At 68.0% G+C, this 18,487-nt stretch carries 18 protein-coding genes; 7 read left to right on the forward strand and 11 right to left on the reverse strand.

Annotation, left to right across the window (positions count from 1 at the left end; all coding sequences use genetic code 11):
* Nucleotides 1-49 precede the first annotated feature (49 nt).
* The gene (locus AC3WLE_RS01595; RefSeq protein ID WP_492317114.1) at nucleotides 50-385 is read left to right on the forward strand and encodes a cupin domain-containing protein; all 336 of its coding nucleotides are present in this window, start codon (nucleotides 50-52) and stop codon (nucleotides 383-385) included.
* A gap of 10 nt (nucleotides 386-395) precedes the next feature.
* Here the strand turns inward: AC3WLE_RS01595 and AC3WLE_RS01600 are convergent, their stop codons facing one another.
* Nucleotides 396-1,280: a LysR family transcriptional regulator gene (locus tag AC3WLE_RS01600; RefSeq protein ID WP_492317115.1), complete on the reverse strand. Its 885-nt coding sequence runs from the start codon at nucleotides 1,278-1,280 to the stop codon at nucleotides 396-398.
* 121 nt (nucleotides 1,281-1,401) lie between these two features.
* On the opposite strand from AC3WLE_RS01600, the gene AC3WLE_RS01605 reads away from it, so the two are divergent.
* The gene (locus AC3WLE_RS01605; protein WP_010809388.1) at nucleotides 1,402-1,833 is read left to right on the forward strand and encodes a VOC family protein; all 432 of its coding nucleotides are present in this window, start codon (nucleotides 1,402-1,404) and stop codon (nucleotides 1,831-1,833) included.
* Nucleotides 1,834-1,853: 20 nt separating this feature from the next.
* Here the strand turns inward: AC3WLE_RS01605 and AC3WLE_RS01610 are convergent, their stop codons facing one another.
* The gene (locus AC3WLE_RS01610; protein ID WP_010809389.1) at nucleotides 1,854-2,177 is read right to left on the reverse strand and encodes a thioredoxin family protein; all 324 of its coding nucleotides are present in this window, start codon (nucleotides 2,175-2,177) and stop codon (nucleotides 1,854-1,856) included.
* A gap of 124 nt (nucleotides 2,178-2,301) precedes the next feature.
* Entirely contained in the window at nucleotides 2,302-4,572 is a 2,271-nt protein-coding gene (locus tag AC3WLE_RS01615) for an ATP-dependent DNA helicase (RefSeq protein WP_492357397.1), read from the reverse strand.
* A 235-nt stretch (nucleotides 4,573-4,807) separates the two neighbouring features.
* Here AC3WLE_RS01615 and AC3WLE_RS01620 point away from each other — a divergent pair, with 235 nt between their 5' ends.
* Nucleotides 4,808-6,385 carry a fatty acid--CoA ligase gene (locus AC3WLE_RS01620; RefSeq protein ID WP_492317118.1) on the forward strand — a complete coding sequence of 526 codons (1,578 nt, stop codon included), beginning with the start codon at nucleotides 4,808-4,810 and terminating at the stop codon, nucleotides 6,383-6,385.
* Between the two features lie 3 nt (nucleotides 6,386-6,388).
* Here AC3WLE_RS01620 and AC3WLE_RS01625 read toward each other — a convergent pair whose 3' ends face one another.
* From AC3WLE_RS01625 to AC3WLE_RS01635, 3 genes are all read right to left on the reverse strand, one after another.
* Nucleotides 6,389-6,862: an RES family NAD+ phosphorylase gene (locus AC3WLE_RS01625; RefSeq protein WP_492317119.1), complete on the reverse strand. Its 474-nt coding sequence runs from the start codon at nucleotides 6,860-6,862 to the stop codon at nucleotides 6,389-6,391.
* A complete protein-coding gene (locus tag AC3WLE_RS01630; protein WP_492317120.1) occupies nucleotides 6,859-7,374 on the reverse strand; it encodes an Xre family toxin-antitoxin system antitoxin in 516 nt (171 codons plus the stop codon). Before AC3WLE_RS01630 ends, AC3WLE_RS01625 begins: the two co-directional genes overlap by 4 nt.
* A 97-nt stretch (nucleotides 7,375-7,471) precedes the next feature.
* Nucleotides 7,472-8,437 (reverse strand): DNA-binding protein, encoded by a 966-nt coding sequence (locus AC3WLE_RS01635; RefSeq protein WP_492340438.1) that lies wholly within the window; start codon nucleotides 8,435-8,437, stop codon nucleotides 7,472-7,474.
* Between the two features lie 113 nt (nucleotides 8,438-8,550).
* Here AC3WLE_RS01635 and AC3WLE_RS01640 point away from each other — a divergent pair, with 113 nt between their 5' ends.
* Both AC3WLE_RS01640 and AC3WLE_RS01645 read left to right on the forward strand, forming a co-directional pair.
* Nucleotides 8,551-9,678, forward strand: a complete 1,128-nt coding sequence (locus tag AC3WLE_RS01640) for a site-specific integrase (protein ID WP_492317140.1) — start codon at nucleotides 8,551-8,553, stop codon at nucleotides 9,676-9,678.
* A gap of 241 nt (nucleotides 9,679-9,919) precedes the next feature.
* Nucleotides 9,920-10,345 carry a hypothetical protein gene (locus AC3WLE_RS01645; RefSeq protein ID WP_035823937.1) on the forward strand — a complete coding sequence of 142 codons (426 nt, stop codon included), beginning with the start codon at nucleotides 9,920-9,922 and terminating at the stop codon, nucleotides 10,343-10,345.
* Nucleotides 10,346-10,396: 51 nt separating this feature from the next.
* Here the strand turns inward: AC3WLE_RS01645 and AC3WLE_RS01650 are convergent, their stop codons facing one another.
* From AC3WLE_RS01650 to cls, 4 genes are all read right to left on the reverse strand, one after another.
* Nucleotides 10,397-10,579 carry a hypothetical protein gene (locus tag AC3WLE_RS01650; protein ID WP_492357398.1) on the reverse strand — a complete coding sequence of 61 codons (183 nt, stop codon included), beginning with the start codon at nucleotides 10,577-10,579 and terminating at the stop codon, nucleotides 10,397-10,399.
* 77 nt (nucleotides 10,580-10,656) lie between these two features.
* Entirely contained in the window at nucleotides 10,657-10,968 is a 312-nt protein-coding gene (locus tag AC3WLE_RS01655) for a hypothetical protein (protein ID WP_011617106.1), read from the reverse strand.
* 314 nt (nucleotides 10,969-11,282) lie between these two features.
* Complete coding sequence (locus AC3WLE_RS01660) at nucleotides 11,283-11,927, reverse strand: TetR/AcrR family transcriptional regulator (protein WP_492317143.1); 645 nt, start codon at nucleotides 11,925-11,927, stop codon at nucleotides 11,283-11,285.
* Nucleotides 11,928-12,055: 128 nt separating this feature from the next.
* Complete coding sequence (cls, locus tag AC3WLE_RS01665; protein WP_492317144.1) at nucleotides 12,056-13,492, reverse strand: cardiolipin synthase; 1,437 nt, start codon at nucleotides 13,490-13,492, stop codon at nucleotides 12,056-12,058.
* A 431-nt stretch (nucleotides 13,493-13,923) separates the two neighbouring features.
* Here cls and AC3WLE_RS01670 point away from each other — a divergent pair, with 431 nt between their 5' ends.
* A complete protein-coding gene (locus AC3WLE_RS01670) occupies nucleotides 13,924-14,679 on the forward strand; it encodes a response regulator transcription factor (RefSeq protein WP_492317145.1) in 756 nt (251 codons plus the stop codon).
* Here the strand turns inward: AC3WLE_RS01670 and AC3WLE_RS01675 are convergent.
* On the reverse strand, nucleotides 14,676-16,523 hold the full coding sequence (locus tag AC3WLE_RS01675) for a phosphodiesterase (RefSeq protein ID WP_492317146.1): 1,848 nt from the start codon (nucleotides 16,521-16,523) through the stop codon (nucleotides 14,676-14,678). The two genes, AC3WLE_RS01670 and AC3WLE_RS01675, sit on opposite strands and share 4 nt — an antisense overlap.
* 231 nt (nucleotides 16,524-16,754) lie before the next feature.
* Here AC3WLE_RS01675 and AC3WLE_RS01680 point away from each other — a divergent pair, with 231 nt between their 5' ends.
* Complete coding sequence (locus AC3WLE_RS01680) at nucleotides 16,755-18,383, forward strand: methyl-accepting chemotaxis protein (RefSeq protein WP_492357399.1); 1,629 nt, start codon at nucleotides 16,755-16,757, stop codon at nucleotides 18,381-18,383.
* The last annotated feature ends 104 nt before the right edge of the window (nucleotides 18,384-18,487 follow it).

Here is an 18,487-nt window from a genome sequence, read left to right on the forward strand (position 1 = left end):
GCCGGCCGTGCCTGACAAGCCACCCCACCAGAAGAGCGAGGAGCCGCGCATGTCCCTTCCCCATCTTGAATCCGGACAGATCGCCAGCGTGCTGCCACTGGGCACACGGCTGGACCAGACCGCCACCCAGGCCCTGTTCAAGGAAGGCCCGCTGGAAGTGATGCGGCTGGTGCTGAAGGCGGGCAAGCATGTGCCGCCCCATGCGGTGGATGGCCCGATGACCGTGCAATGCCTGGAGGGCGAGGTGCGCGTGCGGGTGGACGGCGCCGAACGCCAGCTGCACCAGGGCGACCTGCTCTACCTGGGGCCGAGCGTGCGCTACGACGTGACCGCCATCTCCGATGCCTCGGTGCTGGTCACGTTGGTCCTGCCCGGCAGCCGCTGAGTATCGCGCCTTACACCACGGCAGGCTGCCAGCGTGCGCTGGCCGCAACAAAGGCATCGATCAGCGCCGCCACCGGCGCGCGGCGCAGTGCCGATTCGCGCACCAGCACGCCCACGTCGCGATAGAGCGGCCCGCCCGGCAATGGCGCCTGCACCACGCCCGCGGACTGCTGCAATGGCACCAGTTCGGACGGGATGATGGCGCAACCCAGGCCAGCTGCCACCATCTGCAGGATCACGGCCGGCTCATCCAACTCCATCCCTTCCCTGACCCATAGCCGCTGCCGCTTCAGGTAGCCGTCCACCAGCTGCCCGCCGGTGCTGTGGCGGTTGTAGCGAATGAACGGAAGCGTCTCCAGCAACGCGCGCAGGTCTGCAGGCGCACCGGCGGGCCCGATGCCGACAAAGCCTTCGCGCACCAGCGGCACCCACTTGAGGTCCGGCGGAAAGCCCAGCCGCGGCCGGATCAGCACGGCGATGTCCAGCTCGCGCGCATCCACCTGCGTCAGCAGCTGGGTGGACATGCCCGGCACCACGTTGACGTGCGAGTCCGGAAACCGCCCCCGGAAATGCCGCATCGCATCGGCCAGCAAGGTGGCCTGGACCGTCGACACCGCGCCCAGCTCCACCGGCGCGGCGTCGGCATGCGGGCCGGCGCGGTCCTTCATCGCGGCATAGAGCTCGACAAAGCGCCGCGCTTCCGGCACCAGCCGGCGCCCGGCTTCGCTGAGCGCGACCGACTTGCCAGTGCGATCGAAGAGTACGCAGTCCAGGTCCTCTTCCAGCCGCCGGATCTGCGTGCTGACGGCCGACTGCGTCAGCGCCAGCCGCGCCGCGGCGGCGGAGAACGAGCCGGTTTCGGCGGCCACCAGGAAGGTCTGGAAGTAGCGGGTCATCTATCGAAAAGTCTGATGCTCAGGGCAAAAATGATCCGCTTCATATTACGGGTTGTGCTGGCTACAATCAACGCGCAGGCCAACGCCTGCCCGCATAACGACCCCCGACAAAGGCCCCCGCATGAGCGCGACTTCCTCTATTCCCCTGTTCCACCTGGCTTTCCCCGTGCGCGACCTGGCCGAGGCGAGGCGCTTCTATGGCGACTTGCTTGGTTGCCCCGAAGGGCGCAGTTCCGAGGCCTGGGTGGACTTCAATTTCTATGGCCACCAGGTGGTGGCGCACCTGTCGCCCGAGGAGTGCGGACACCGCGCCACCAGTGCCGTCGATGGCGACGACGTGCCGGTGCGGCACTTCGGCGCGATCCTGCCGATGGCCGAATGGGAGGCCCTGGCCGAGCGGCTGCGCGCGGCGGGCACGCAGTTCGTGATCGAGCCGCATGTGCGCTTCAAGGGCCAGGTGGGCGAACAGGCCACCATGTTCTTCCTGGACCCTTCGGGCAATGCGCTGGAGTTCAAGGCCTTTGGCGACCTGAGCCAGGTGTTCGCCAAGTAAGGCAGCGCGCGGCGGCCGGGCTAGGCAATGCGGCGCATGGCCTCGCGGATCGGCTCGGACTCGGTCGGGCGCACCAGCCGCGCCACTTCCTGCCCGTCGCGCAGGAACACCAGCGTCGGCCACAGCTTGATGTGAAACGACCGGCCAAGCCGGCGCCCGCTGCCGTCCTCGATCTTGAGATGGCGCAATGCCGGATGCACGGCAAAGGCCTCGGCCAGCGCCGGCTGGGCGCGCTGGCAGTAGCCGCACCACGGCGCGCCGAATTCCAGCACGGTGGCGCCCGGCAGCGCATCCACTTCCGTGCGGGTCGGCTCGGTGGCCGCGTATTGCTGGGTCATGGGCATGGATCTGATCCTTTCGCGATAGCTGGCTGATGGTATCCGCATGCCTGCCAGATTCGTTCCAGCGGCGACTCCGGGCAGGCTCCGCGCAAAGAGGATGCCCCAGACCGGCCCGGCTGTGTAATTTCTACGCCGCCGTGGCGATTTCCCACCATGCCGGCAGCAGTTCGCGCACCTCGGCCGCGGCAAAGCGGTCGTCGATCAGGTAGACCACGCCCTGGTCCTGCTGCGTGCGGATGACCCGGCCCGCCGCCTGCACCACCTTGCGCAGCCCGGGATACAGGTAGGCATAGGCATAGCCCCGCCCGAACGCCTGCTGCATGCGCGCGCGGAACTGCTCGTTGACCGCGTTGAACTGGGGCAGCCCCAGGGTGGCAACGAAGGCGCCGATCAGGCGCTCGCCGGGCAGGTCCACGCCTTCGGCAAAGGCGCCGCCGAGCACCGCAAAGCCGATGCCCTCGCCGCCTTCCGCAAACGTACCCAGGAACGCCGCCTGCGCGGCTTCGTCCATGCCCCGCGACTGCACCCAATGCGGAATATCGGGGTGAGATTGGGCAAAGCGGGCCACGGCTTGCTGCAGGTACTCGTGGCTGCTGAAGAACGCCAGGTAGTTGCCGCGCCGCGCGCGGAACTGGCCGGCCATCAGCGCGACGATGGCCGGCAGCGATTGTTCGCGCCGCGCATAGCGGGTGGAGATGCGCGCTGCAATCCGCACCGACAGTTGCTCGGCGCGGAACGGCGATGGCACTTGCACCCGCGCGCAATCGGCCGGCAAACCCAGCGTATCGAGGTAGTAGGCGGCGGGGTCGAGGGTCGCTGAGAACAGCGTGACCGAATGCGCGGCTGCAAAGCGCGGGCGCAGGAACGGAGCCGGGATGACATTGCGCAGGCACAGCCGCGCATGGTGGCCGCGGCCGCTGCGCGGCACGCGCTGGATATCGAACAGCGAATGCGCGTCGAGCTGCTCGGCCAGGCGTCCAAAATGCAGCCCATCGAAATAGAATCGCTGCAGCGCCAGATCCTGCGCGCCTGGATGCTCCGTCATATGCGTCAGTGCCGCCGCGCAGCATTCGTCCAGTGCGCGGCGGAAGGCGGCGGGCACTTCGGGCAGGACTTCATAGGCGTCGTCGCCCTGGCGCGCCAGCGCGCTCCATTGCCGGGCCAGCCGCGCCAATGGCTTGCGCACGACGGCCGGCGCGCCGCGGCGCACCTCGCGCAGCGATTGGGGGTCGAGTTCGGCGGTGTACATGGCGCGGCCACGCTCGACCAGGTTGTGGGCCTCGTCCACCAGCACGCTGGCGCGCCAGCCATTGGCCGCGGTCAGCGCATACAGCAACGCGCTGCGGTCGAAGTAGTAGTTGTAGTCGGCCACCACCACGTCGCTCCAGCGCACCAGCTCCTGCGACAGGTAGTAAGGGCAGATCCCGTGTGCCAGTGCCAGCGTGCGCACCGCGGCGTGGTCGCGCACCGGCACGCCGCGCGCCGCTTCGCGTGCTGCCGGCAGGCGGTCATAGAAGCCGCGCGCCAGCGGGCAGGACTCGCCGTGGCAGGCCAGCTCCGGATGCTCGCAGGCCTTGTCGCGGGCCACCAGCTCCAGCACATGCAGCGGCTGCGCGCCGTGGCCGCGCAGCGCATTGGCCGCGTGCAGCGCCACCCCGCGCCCGGTGGAGCGGGCCGACAGGAAGTACACCTTGTCGATGCCCTGCCCCGGCATGGCCTTGAGCACCGGGAACAATGTGCCGACCGACTTGCCGATGCCGGTGGGCGCCTGCGCCAGCAGGTGGCGGCCCGCGCGGTTGGCGTTGTAGACCGCCTGCGCCAGTTCCCGCTGGCCCGGGCGAAAACCCTGGTGCGGAAAGGCCAGCTGCGCCAGCGCGCCATCGCGTGCCTGCCGGTGGGCCAGTTCCGCCTGCGCCCAGTGTAGGAACTGCTCGCAGGTCTGCACGAAGAAGGCTTCAAGCGCCTGCGCAGTGAAGTGCTCCGCAACCGGGTGCTCGCGCTGGCTGATGATGTCGAAATAGACCACCGCGATCTCCAGCCCGGGGAGCCCCAGCTTGCGGCATAGCAGGCAGCCATAGACCTTGGCCTGCGCCCAGTGCAGGTGGCGGTGGTTGTCCGGCACCGCGGCATCGCCGCGCACGGTCTTGATTTCTTCGAGCCGGTTGGCGACGGGATCGTAGCCGTCGGCACGGCCGCGCACACGCAAGGGCCCGAAATCGGCGGCAAGCGCCACTTCGGCCTGGTAGGCCTCCCCGCGCCGGCTGGTTACTACCGCATGCCCGGCCACGCCCTCCTGCGCCGATGGCGTCGGCACGAAGCGCAGGTCCAGGTCGCCCGCCTTGGCGGTGAATTCGCACAGCGCGCGCACGGCCACCACGTAGGCCGGTGCGGCTGGCATGGCAGGCGGGGCTGGAATGGGTGGCGGGACGGCGGACACAGGAAACGGGGCGCGGCGGTAACTGTATGAATATACAGTATCACGCAAGAGCCTTATCGCGTGACCGCCGCTCCGGCATAAGGAAAGAGCAAAACTTTATTTCCATGTGCCCCACCCGCCGCTCTATATTGTCCGGCTTACAAGACAACAACCGCCTGCCGGCAAGCCGGCGGCGGACCATGACCGGAGCACAACCTTGACCCGCGGCATCACCCTTGGCGACACCCTCTCCTGGCCCGCGCGCTACCTGCCCCGCAAGACCGCGCTGGTCAGCGGCATTGGCGCCGGGCGACGCGCGTGGACATACGCGGAGCTCGATGCCGAGGTCGACCGCCACGCGCACGCACTGCAGTCGCTGGGGATCGGCAAGGGCGACGTAGTCGCGGCCTTCCTCTATAACACTCCGGCCTTCGTCTTCACGCTGCTGGCCACGGCGCGCATCGGCGCGGTCTACAACCCGGTCAACTACCGCCTGGCTGCGCAGGAACTGGCATACATCCTGAACGATGGCGGTGCCAAGGCAGTGCTGTTCGAGCAGGAAGGCGCGGGCGTCGTCGAGAAGGCGGCCGAACTGGCCCCCGTCACCGCGCTGCGCATCTATGCCAACCCCGATGCCGCGCCCGCCTTTGCCACACATCGGCTCGACACGCTGGTTGTGGGCCAGCCGGCCACGCTGCCCGCGGTGACGGTCCACGAAGACGACCCCTGCATCCTGATGTACACGAGCGGCACCACCGGCCGCCCCAAGGGCGTGGTGCACACCCATCGCAGCAAGCTGCAGCACAACGCGATGATGCACCAGGCCATGACGCTGTCGCGCGAGGACGTAGGCCTGTCGGTGGCGCCGCTGAACCATACCGCCGAGCTGCACACCAGCTTCCTGCCGCGGCTGCAGCTTGGCGCCACGCAGGTGCTGCAGCGCCGCTTCGACGCGGGCGAGGCCTGGCAACTGGTGGAAAGCGAGCGCGTCACGCATTTCTTTGCCGCGCCGGCCATGGTGGGCATGCTGCTGAACCATCCGGATGCCGAAACACGCGACGTGTCTTCATTGCGGCTGGTGGAATACGGCGGCGCGTCAATGGCGCCGCACCTGATCCGCGAATGGGACCGCAAGGTCGGCGCCGGGCTGGTGCAGGTGTACGGCACCACGGAAATGGGCCCGTGCATGTCGGTGCTTTACCCGCATGAGCAGCTGAGCCACGCCGGCTCGGCAGGCCTGCCCGCGCTCGGCCATGACCTGGTGGTGGCCAGGCTGCGCGACGACGGCGAGCCGACCGACCCCATGCAGCCGTGCGCGCCCGGTGAAGTCGGCGAAGTGCTGGTGCGTGGCCCCTGCATGATGCAGGGCTACCTGAACCGCCCGGAAGCCAATGCGCGCGCGCTCGCGCACGGCTGGTACCACACCGGGGACCTCGGCAGCCTGGATGCGGACGGCTACCTGTGGATCCGCGACCGTATCGACTACATGATCAATTCCGGCGCGGAGAACGTCTATCCGCGCGAGGTGGAAGACGCGCTGATCGAGCACCCGGCCGTGCTGGAAGTAGCGGTGCTGGGCGAACCCGATCCGACCTGGGGCCAGGTCGTCGGCGCCTATGTGGTGACACACGGCGACGCACCGGTCAGCGCGGCGCAGCTCGACGCCTTCCTGCTGCAGGGCGACCGGCTGGCAGCGTACAAGCGCCCGCGCCGCTATCACTTCCTGGATGCATTGCCCAAGACCACCAGCGGCAAGATCCAGAAGCACATGCTGCGCGCCGGCGCCACCGCCTGAGCCTCAGACCAGGCGCGCGTCGTACTGCCAGCGGCGCAGCTTGACGTAGGCCAGCCGCGCGGCGTCGGGGTGTGCCGGGTTGACCAGCACGTTGTGCTCTTCGGGAATGACGATGGAAGGCACCAGCAACAAGGCGCTGGTGCCCGCGGCGGTCCAGGCTTCGCCGGTGTCGAGGCTGGTCTTGCCGGCGGGAATGGCATCCCAGCCAACGGGGGCGGTGTCCGCGCTCAGTTGCTGCGCGGCCGCCCATAGCTCGTCGGGGATGTCGATCCGGACCAGGTAGCGGTTCAGCGGCAGCCCGCCCGCGCCCAGGTGGACCAGCGTTTCCAGGCAAGCCAGCGCGATGCTGGACGCCGCATAGATCAAGGGCGTGCCCTGCCGGTTCCAGCGCCCGCCGGTAGCCTTGGCGCCGGCGCCGCTGGCATCGTCCGCGGTGTAGTCTGGGGTGTCGGTCGCGATCCGCCAGGCTGGCCTCACGCGTACGCCCCGCTCTGCATCCTGGCCACCAGGTCGGAAACGATGCGCTGGCCGGCGAGCGTATCCATCAGCTCAGCGGGGCGGCGCCCGCCCAGCGCCGGCGACGGCTGCTCCAGCCACTGCGCCACCCACTGTGCCGCGCTGAACCCGCGCGGATCGCCCGAGCTTTCCACCAGCGCCTGGACCTGCCCGACCAGCCGCGCCATGCCCAGCACACGCTCGCTCTGCTCGCTCGACAGGTTCTGGTGCGCCCGCGCCTTGCGGTCCACGGTGGCGCGCGGCAAGTCCAGTGTCTTGATCAGCTGCTCCTTGGTGGTGCCCATGGATTCGGCCAGGCGGGTCAGGTCTGAAGCCGGCACGCCTTCACGAATCGCGCGGATGACCGACATGGCGCCTTGCGTCGACAGGCTGGCCTCATAGACGGCGACGTAGTTGTTGACGCTCAGCTCGGGCGGAGCCGGGCGTTCATGAGCCAGCGGATAACGGCCGTCGGGAGTGAGTGTGAGCGGCATGGCAGACCCCATCAAATGAGCATTCAGTATAGCTCAATTGACAAAAGCCGCCTGCGCACCCGCCATGCATCCGTGGGTGGTTGCTCTGCCAGGCACATTATAAGCCTCGCGTGTATCGCCGGCTGCCCTTGCCGGCAGCCAGTGCAGCGCGGGCAGGCCGTGTGCGGCGGACGGCCGGACTGACGGGGCCGGCGGTGGCCGTGGTTGCGGCACCCGCCTGGTCGCGATACTCGGCCAGCAGGCTCTCCCGCTGCCGCACCCGTTCTTCCAGAACGGCGAGCGCCTGGCCAAGGCGGGTCATCTCGCTGCCCTGCCGCGACGCGGCCTCGGCGGCACGCGTCAGCCGCTCAACGGCCGCCTTGCGCTCGGCTTCCAGCAGCTTCTGGGTCTCCTTGGCCGCCACACGCGCCGCGTCCAGCTCCAGCGCCATACGACGCTCATTGGCGGCGGCGCGCTGGGTCACGGTTTCCCGCTCCTGGTCCCACGCCGCCCGCTGCGCGGCGAAATCCTGCTGCATCGCGTTGTGTGCCAACAGAGCCGCGGCCGATTCTGCGCGCATTGTCTCCCCCTGATGCTGCAGGGCGGTGGCTGCGGCTTCAGCGCGCGCGGCGCGCTCCGTGGCGACGTCGCGGGCACGTGTCAGTTCCGCCATTGCCGCCTCGGCCCCTTCCAGTCGGGCCTGCATGACCTGGCGCTCCTGCTCCAGGGCTTCGCGCTCCTGCTCCAGAGCCGCCCGGGCCTCGGCCAGCGCCGCCTCACGCTGCACCAGCGCGGCCTCGGCCGAAGCCTTGGCCACCTGCAGCGCCGCTTCCCACAGGTAGCGCGCTGCCTCCGTGACTGGCTCCGGGCATCCGGGTGCGGGCGCAAAGCCCTGTGGATCCTGGATACGTCCACCCAGCGCCCCAAACCAGGCATCCAGGTGCGGGCTGACCGTATTGGGCGAGCCCCGCCCCAGGTGCAGGCGGATGCGTTCGATGGTGGGCCGCTGGCCGGCCTTGAGCAGGCTGTCGGCGGCCTGCCAGACGTCGTCTCGGGTAATGCCACGGCTGCGGAGGGTTTCCATGATGGGATCCGGCAAAAGTCTTTGAGGAAGGCAAATAAGGTTCGATAATGGAGACTTATCGGCTGTTATTTGTCTATTTCGTATGATATATTACAGCATACATCATATTTAATATGATAAAAATCCGAGAAGCCCACGAAGCCTACTTTCCACCGATTGCATCCGATGTCGAACTACCGGCGCCGCTTCGCCCGTCCGAACTGGATCCCCTTGCCGAGCAAGCGGCCAATGCCTTGCGCCGCGAAGGCGAATCCCGAAACACGGTGGCAAGCTACCGGTCCGCACTGCGCTACTGGTCTGCCTGGTATGTCCTGCGCTACCGACAACCTGTGCAGCTCCCGCTCGCGCCTGCCGTCGTCATCCAGTTCATCGTCGACCACGCCACGCGACAGACGCCGCAAGGCCCTGTCTGCGAGATGCCCGCGGTCATCGACCAGGCGCTGGTCGATGACGGATACAAGGCACGACCCGGCCCGCCCGCGCTGTCCACGCTGACGCACCGGCTGGCGGTACTGGCCAAGGCCCACCGCCTGCAGGCCTTGCCCAACCCTTGCGCCGAAGCTGCGGTGCGCGAACTGATGGCTGGCATCCGGCGCGCCTATGCGCGCCGCGGACAGCGCCAGGCGCGCAAGGCGGCGCTGACCCGCGATCCGCTGCTGCGCCTGCTCGATACCTGCGATGACTCGCTGCGCGGCTTGCGCGACCGCGCGCTGCTGCTGTTTGCCTGGGCCAGTGGCGGGCGCCGCCGCTCTGAAGTCGCGCGCGCGACCCTCGGCCACCTCACCCGGCTCGGCCCCGGTGATTTCGTCTATGCACTGGGCTGGTCCAAGACCAACCAGTCAGGCAACGAGCGCGCCGATACCGCCAAGCCCGTCACCGGTGCCGCCGGCCAGGCGCTGGAGGCATGGCTTGCTGCCGCCGGCATCAACAGCGGGCCGCTGTTTCGCCGCATCCGCCGCGGCGGGCATGTGGGAGAAGGTTTGTCCGATGCGGCGGTCAGCCGCATCGTCAAGACGCGCTGCGCATTGGCGGGACTGGAGGGCGACTACTCAGCGCATTCACTGCGCTCGGGCTTTGTCACCGAGGCTGCTGCGCAACAGGTGCCACTGGCCGAGACCATGGCCATGACCGGCCACGCAAGCGTGTCGACGGTGGTGCGTTACTTCCGCGCCGCGGACGCACGGCGCTCGCGTGCTGCCGACCTGCTGGCGCAAGCGCCGCAATCCGCCGGAGGCGACTGAGGGCGGCTTGCAACTGGCGCCAATCATGCCGCGCAGCCGGCGCAAATACGGGTATTTCGCTAGCTGGCAGCGCTGGCTCGGGCTGCGGGGGGTGCCTATACTGGCAGCGCGCCGCACAGTGCCAGGCATGGCCGGCCGCGCCCGGAGAATCCGGCAGGCAATCGCCACTGGCACGATGCGGCGGCCCATGGGATGCAATTGCGCACCGCCTGCCTGCACCGGAACAAGTAGAAACGCGGAGATGGGGATGCCCAACGAACAATTCCTCGCCACCCAGGAAACCCGGCGCTCGGGGCTGAAAGCCCTGCGGGCTGCCTTGCTGCAGGTTCACAAGGAAGTCATCGGCTATGACAGGACCCAGTATGAGCGCCTGAACGGCCCGATTCCTGCAGGCCTGTTTGTGCAACTGGTGACTGAAGACAACTACTTCCGCTGGCTTGACCCGCTGTCGCGCCTGATCATCGAGATCGACGAAGAGCTGGAGGCCAAGGAACACCACGACGAAACCTGCCGTGCAGTCGGACGCGCAGCGGAAAGACTGTTCAGCGACGGTTCTGACCCGGCCTTTCGCAAGCGTTACCAGGAAGCCCTGCAGGACGAGTCCGGCGTCATCGTGGCGCACGGACGGCTGATGTCGGTGATCGGGCAGCTGCGCCAGTTGCCATAGCACGCCGGACCGCGCGGGCGCGTTGCGCGCGCCGCGGCATAGCCTGCCCGCCTACTTCGCCGGTTTCGGTTCCGGCCTGGGTTTGCGCGGCGCATGGGTATCGACTGCCACCGGGTCGCTCGCCGGGAATGTCTCTTTCAGCCCCTCGTCCAGTTCGCGCTCGATCAGTTCATCCTTGCGCTCTTGTTCACGGGAGGCTGGCGTCTGGTGCTTCTGCGTTGCGGGCTTGGTCATGGCGATGGGGCTCCGTTGGCATCCATGAGCCGATGGTAGTCCCGTGCAGGCCGCATTGCCATCACGGCGACGCAGGCTCATCGCCCCCTGCCGCCGCGCCCGCCCCCATGCCAGCCGCCGTGCCCACGGCCACCACCGCCATGCCAGTGATGCCCGCCATGCCTGCCGTAGCTGCCGCCGTGGATATAGGTAAAGCTGCCGTAGAAACCACCGTAGCCCGGCCAAGGACGGTAGTACGGGTAGTACGCCGGCGCCGGGTAACCGTCATAGTAGGCAGAGGAAACCGGATAAGCCGGATAAGCCGGATAGTAAGAGTCGCCTGCATAGGGATAGGCGACGCAGCCAGCCAGCACTGCTACGCAGAGGGCCGCTCCCAATCCATATCGCATGATCCGCTCCTCACCGTGGCGCCGGCGTTCGGCTGCCTGACAGCCAGTTAGACTGTTCTGCAGGCCGCGCAATTCCTCGAAATGCGGACGCGCCCTGATAGCGCGCGGCAATCGACGTGCGTAGATCGAGACAATTCAGGGCGATATTTAAGAAATGTCCGATATTCAGATGAGAAGCAACGGAATACAGTCCTCTTGCACCCGGCCCGCGGGTGCCCCGACAGAGCCAGGTTGACCCCCTTCCTGGTTCCTTACACTGCCACGATGGTTCTCGCCATCGTGGCATTTTTTTCGCCGTGATCCTGCTGCAGGCGCTAGAGGCCCTTCTCGACCATGTCGAGCAGGCGCTGCCCGAGGATCTCTGCCTGCTCCCTGGCGCGGCTGCGCAGCGGGCCGTCGATCAGCAGGATGGCCAAGCCATGCACGGCCGACCACGCCAGGTACTCCGCACCCGGCCGGCGCTCGGGCGGCAGCACGCCGGCTTCCACCAGTTTGTCCAGCGCCGCGCCCAGCAGCTGGAACGGATTGAGGCCGCTGTTGCCTGCCTTGGCCGGATCGGCATCATCTTCCACTTCATCCGGCATCGAAAACGCGGTGCGGAACAGTCCGGTCTCGGCCAGCGCAAAGCGCAGGTAGCCGGTGCCGACCGCACGCAGGCAGGCACGCGCATGCGCAGCGGCTCCACGGCCCGGGCGCAGCCCGCCGATTTCACCTTCCATGGCAATGGCAAGCGACGACAAGGCCGAGGCCCGCACTGCCTGCAGCAGGTCCTGCCGGCTGGCGAAGTGCCGGTACGCGGCATTGGGCACCACGCCGGCACGGCGTGTGGCCTCGCGCAGCACGATGGCGTCGGGGCCACCCTCGCGTGCCAGGTCGATGCCTGCGTCCAGCAGCGCGCGGCGCAGGTCGCCGTGGCGGTAGGTGGCGCGCGCCGGAGGCGCGGGGACAGCCCGGGTCATGCGGCTCCCCTTGAATATGGATAACGGTTCATGATGTGCATACGCTTATAGTGAACAGTGTACACAATCAGGCCGCAACAAGTCTGTTGCATTGAGGATTGCAGGAACCAGCGGACCGGAAGCGGGCTTCAGAGGATGGGCGCAAACAGCTTGGCGACGTGCATCGCCACGCGCAGCGGCGCCGGCGCATCGAGGAACTCGTTCAGCCCGACGCGCTGGGCCTGAGCGAAGTCGGCTTCGAGCATGGTGGCCACGCTCGCGGCAAAGCCCTTGTCGGCAGTCATCACCATCAGCTCGAAGTTGAGCCGGAACGAGCGGTTGTCCAGGTTGGCCGTGCCGACGGCCGCGGCTTCGTCGTCGATCAGGATGACCTTCTGGTGCAGGAAGCCCGGCTGGTAGCGATACAGCTTGATGCCCGCGGACACGGCCTGGTACGCATAGATAGTGGAGGCGGCATAGACCACCAGGTGATCGGGCCGCGCCGGAATCAGGATGCGCACATCCACGCCGCGCAGCACGGCCAGCCGCAGCACCGCAAACACCGCCTCGTCGGGCACGAAATACGGCGACGTGATCCACAGCCGGTGGCGCGCCGCCTGGATGGCCTCGACAAAGAACAGCGAACAGGTCTCCTGCGCGTCGGCAGGGCCTGACGGCACCACCTGGCAGGTCATGCGCCCGCCCACTTCTGGCGGCGGCATCAGCAGGTGCGGCACCTCGCGCGCGGCCCAGAACCAGTCTTCGGCAAAGGCCATCTGCAGGTCCAGCACGGCGCTGCCGCGCAGTGCAATATGGGTGTCGCGCCACGGCGCCAGTGGCGGGCGTTCGCCCAGGTATTCGACGCCGACGTTGTGGCCACCGACAAAGGCCTCGCTGCCATCGACGATCACCAGCTTGCGATGGTTGCGAAAATTGAGCTGGAACCGGTTGACAAAGCCGCGGTGCGTGGAGAACGCCCGCGCATCGACGCCGGCCTCGGCCAGCGTGCGCACGTACCGGCGCGGCAGCGCGTGGCAGCCGATGCGGTCGAACAGGAAGTACACCTTGACGCCGGCCCGCGCGCGCTCGCACAGTAGCGCCTGCAGGCGCTGGCCCAGCGCGTCGTCATGCACGATGAAGAACTGCACGATCAGCACCTGGCTGGCCCGCGCGATCGCGGCAAAGATCGCCTCGAAGGTCTGCTCGCCGTTGACCAGCAAGCGCACGTCATTGTTGGCCAGGCACGGCATGCCGGTCAGCCGGGGCAGTGCACGCATGCAGGCCTGCGCCGGCGCATGGACCACGCAGGCGCTGCGCGCCTCGCGCTCGCGCGGGGTCATGCCGTGGCGCAGCTCGCGCAGGTGGTCGTCATTGAAGCGCCGGGCGTCGACATAGCCGGCGAAGGTGCTGCGCCCGAAGATCAGGTAGGGCACCAGCGTGAAGTACGGCATCATCAGCAGCGACCCCGCCCACGCGATCGCGCCGGGCGCGGTGCGCACCGTCATGACGGCATGCAGGGCAGCCACCACGCCGACGACGTGAAAGCACAGGACGATGATGGCGATGACACTCGGGCTCTGCAGCATCGGTGGGCTTGAGTCCCCGGACCGGAACGCGATGCGCGCTATTTTGGCACACCCTGCCCGAATGTTGACAGCACGGCGCCCATAGTGCCCGCGCGCTGCCTTCTTTTTTGGCACGCCGACAGCACCACGGTGCCAGGCCGCAGTCCGGCCACTGCGCCCTGGCTTGTCCACAGGAGCTGTGGACAACTTTCCATATCGCCATCGGCCCCGCCGACAAACGCTCGTCACGCGACCAACGCGAGCACCATCAAAAAACAGCAGAAATTTCAGAAATGTCTGATTGTCCTGTGGACCACACTTTTTGTACGCTTGCTGCATGCGAACGGTAGTGCTGCGCGCACGCCTGGCGCCTGCCTTCGTTCCCTCGCTGTCCGGCTCCAGCCCTGCCGCGGTCCGGCCGTCCCTGCCACGGCTCTCGTATTTCGCCATCGATGAATATTGCGCTGCTCATGGGCAAGTCGCCCCAACTCCGGCCGGTGCCGGAACTGCTGGCACGTTCCGGTTATCGTTGCAACGTGTTTGAAACGGGCCGCGACCTGATCCACGGTGTCAGCCAGGTACCGTTCGACATGCTGCTGATCGATGATGAATTGCCAGACCTGCCGGCCATCGACGTTATCCGTGCCGTGCGCTGTGCGCGCTCACGCGATGTACCCATCATCATGCTTGCGGCCGACAGCAGTGAAGACGGCCTCATCGATGCACTCGATGCCGGCGCTGATGACTACGTGTGCCGCCCGCTCAATGTGCGCGTGCTGATGGCACGCATCACGGCGCTGCGCCGCCGGGTGACCGGCGAGCGCCTGCGCCAGGGCCTGGTGGTGCGCGTGGGCCCCTACCAGCTCAACAGCGTGGGCCGCTTTGCCACGCTGCGCGACGAGCGCATCGAAATGACGCCGAAGGAATTCGACCTGGCCATGCTGTTGTTTTCCAATGTCGGCAGGGTCCTGTCCTGCGACCGCATCCAGCAAGCCGTGTGGCGGCATGAACTGGCGCCGCTGTCGCGGGCACTGGCGGGACTGATCTCGCGCCTGCGCAAGACCCTGCGCATCGGCATCGCCAACGGCATCGTCATCACCGTCGTCTACGCGCACGGCTACCGGCTCGACGTACTGGAAGGGGGCGCCGCGCCCAGGCTGCCCGCGGCGGACCGCCGGGTCACCAGGCGCAGGCAGCCGGACCGCTAGACCGACAGCGTCGCGGCCAGCGACAGGAAATCCAGCACGGCCATGCCGGTTGCCGAGCGCTTGGCCTCGCGCTTGGCCGCCGCCGCCGCGGCGCCGATATGCTGGCTGCCCAGCCGCTGCAGGCCCGCCACGCCCTCGCCGCTCACACACACCACGCCAACCGCCATCGACACTGGCGCAAAGAAGACCGGCCGCCCGTGGCGGTCTTCGCCATGCATGCCGCCGGCGCTGCGATCGGCGGGCGAATACATGGCGCGCGCCGCGTCGTTGAAGCGCCGGATCGCAGCTTGCAGGCGCGCGGCCCAGTCGCTGCTCTGGTACAGCACCAGGAAGTCGTCGCCGCCCACGTGGCCGAGAAAATCGCGTGCGGGATCACAGGCCTCGGCCAGGATGGCGGCCGCGCCCTTGAGCATTTCATCGCCCTTCCAGTAGCCATACTTGTCGTTGAAGGGCTTGAAGTGGTTCAGGTCGACATAGCATGCGCGGAACTCGCTGGCGGCTTCGATCAGGCGCTCGATATGCTGGTTCAGCGGGATATTGCCGGGCAGGAAGGTCAGCGGATTGGCGTAGCGCGCCGCCTCCATGCGTACTTCGGTGATGGCCCGGATCAGGTCAGCGCCGGTGCCCAGGCCGATATAGCGGCCCTGTTCGGTAATCACGAAACCATCGGCAAGCGAGCGCGTGTTCTCGCCGGACAGGATCTGCGCCATCTCCTCCAGGCTGGCGCGATGGTCAAAGCAGGCCGGCTCGCGGTTGGCCATGGCGATGCAGGCCTTCTTGCCATACAGCTCGCGATGGAACGGCGCCGCGTAGCGGTCGATAAAGGCCTGGCGGCTGATGATCGCCAGCGGCCGGCCTTCGTCATTGACGACGGCCACGGCCTGCAGGTCGGGCTGGTCCTGGAAGACGCGCAGCACCGCATCGTTGCTGGTGGCAGGCGACACCGTCGGCGCAGGCCGCAGCAGGCGCCCGGCGGTGATGCCCGACCAGCCTGAGCGCACCATTTGCGGAAACACGGCGATATGCCTCGAAGCCAGCGTCTGGTGCACGTGCTGCGGCGCCTGCGCGGCCGGCCGCGCCGAGGGCCGGCCCACGTAGTAGCCCTGGGCGCCGGCCACGCCCAGGTCGCGGATCACGGCGAGCTCGTCTTCGTCCTCGATGCCTTCGGCGATCACGCGCCCGCCAAAGGCGCTCATCACGCGCAGCAGCGCGCGCAGGATCTCCAGCCGCCGCGAACAGGACGCAATGCCCCGCACCAGCGATTTGTCGATCTTGACGAACTGCGGCGACAGGTGCGCAAGCAGGTCGAGGTTGGCATGCCCGGTGCCGAAATCATCCAGCGCGTACTGCATGCCAAGCTCGCGCAGCACCGCCATCGCCTGGGCAAAGCTGGCGGCATCGCCGATCGGGGTCTGTTCGGTGATTTCGATCACCAGGCGCGACGGCGCAATGCCGGCCTCCAGCAGCGCCGCCATCAGCCGCCCGCGCTCGGCCAGCAGGTGCCGCAACGTCATGGGGCTGAAATTGAGGAAGAGCTTGCCGGGCAGGTCCAGGCTACGCCAGGCGGCCAGCGCGGTGCGCGCCGCGTGGATCTCCAGCGCCATGGTCGCGGCAACGCCCTGCGCCAGCCGGAACAACGCGTCCGGGCTCGCCCAGGGCGAGCCAGCCGGGCCCCGGATCAGCGCCTCGTAGCCGAGGATCTCGGCATTGTCCGCCTGCACGATCGGCTGGAATACCGCATGCAGCGGCGGCAGCCGCGCATGCGCGAGCGCCGCCGCGATGGGGGTACCAGCTGCGACAGGTGCGCGGTCGTGCAAAGGCGTGGCGGCAGGCAGGCCTGTCATGGCGGGAAATCCGGGGATAGAGCAAGAGGGCGAGCGACATTGCATGACATGGATATGACAGCGTGATGACAAAAATCCTCATCCCATGTCACGCCGGCGTCACGTTGATGACCGACCATCCGTGCGCCGCCTGCGACCGTCCCGGACAGAGGACAGCGCGCGCGGCAATTCGGGTCAAAGCCCGGGCCGTGCATCCTTCTGGAGCCAGCACGCCCGTTTGGAGTCTTCTCCGTGTTGCAAGTCATCAAGACACGCCTGCCCGGCCGCAGCCGGGCAGCTGCCCCCGCTCGGCTGTTCACGCGGTTTTCCGTACGACTGGGCCACCTGCCGCTGGTGGCGCGCCTGTGCGGCGCCTTTGCCCTGGTGTACTTGTTCGGTGCCGCGGTCGGGTTGACGGGGATCGCCAACCTGGTGTCGATCAAGGCGCGCACCGACACCCTGTACCAGCACGACATGCACGGTGCCATCTCGGCCGAGCGCGCGCAGTCGGCACTGGCCACCCTTGGCCGTGCCCAACTGGCGCTGACCATGGCCACCAGCAGCACCGAGCGCGACGATGCCGCCGCCGACGTCGCGCGCAGCCTGTCGCAGCTCGATGCTGCGCTGGCCGGCGTACGCCAGGCCGCAGCGGCACAGGCCGCGCCGCTGCTGCGCGAACGCCAGCGCACCGGCGAGCTGGTGCAGGCCTACGTGGCGCTGCTGCGCAAGCAGCCGCTGGACTCGCTGCAATTCGACAGCGCGGTCTCGGTCGACGGCCACTTCGTTACTGAACAGCTGCAATCCCTCAGCCGGCAGGTGGAAGCCGTGCGCCAGCAGCAGGAACAAAAGGCCGCCGCCACGGTGGCCAGCGTGGCGGCCAGCCAGCTGCGCGCGCAGGCATGGATGGCCGCCCTGCTCGGCGCCAGCCTGCTGGCGGCCGCCGCGCTGGCGTGGATCGCGGCGCGCAGCCTGCGTGCCGAACTTGGCGGCGAGCCGCGCGACGCCGCCGAGATCGCTCGCCGCATAGCCGCCGGCGACCTGACCGCCACCATCGCCCTGCGCCCGTCGGACCACAGCAGCATGCTGCACCACATGGCCGGCATGCGCGACCAGCTTGCCGGCGTGCTGGCCCGTATCCAGGCCAGCGCCCAGGAGATCACCGCGGCCGGCCAGCAGATCGCCGAAGACAACCACGCCTTGTCGGCGCGCACCCAGCGGCAGGCCAGCGCGCTCGATGCCACCACCGGCAGCATGCAGGCACTGGCCGCACGCGTGGCCGACGCGCACGCCCAGGCCACCGAATCGAGCCAGATGGCCAGCCAGGCACGCGCCGCCACCGATGCCGGCGCTGCCGTGGTGCAGCAGATGCGCGGCGCGATGGATACGCTGCACGGCCACTCGCGCCATATCGCCGAGATCGTCGGCGTGATCCAGGGCATCGCCTTCCAGACCAATATCCTGGCGCTGAATGCCGCCGTGGAAGCGGCCCGCGCCGGCCCCGCCGGCCGCGGCTTTGCGGTGGTCGCGCAAGAAGTGCGCGCGCTGGCCCAGCGCAGCGCCGATGCGGCGCGCGAGATCGGCGGCATCGTCGGCACCGCTACCCACGAGATCGAGCAAGGCGCGCGCCTGAGCGCCAGCGTGGTGGCGGCAATGGACCGCATCGCGGCTACCGTCGGGCACAGCCATGCGCTGGCCGAGACCTTGCGCACGCTTGCCGACGAGCAGGCCGGCAGCGTGCAGGCCGCCGGACAATCCTTATCGCAGTTGCGCCAGACCGCCCAGCAGAACGCGGCGCTGGTCGATGACCTGGCCAGCCAGGCAGCCCGGCTGGACCAGCAGGCAGCGGCACTGGCCGACGATGTGGCCCGCTTCCGCTTCTAGTGCGTGTCATCTTTGTAACGGGCAGATGTGTCTGGGCGAAACATTTGTCATGGCGACGTAACCGGCATTTACGTCTACCCCGATAAAGTTACAGATCTGTTGCA

It is taken from the genome of Cupriavidus sp. FW306-1B-F12B, assembly GCF_058781795.1.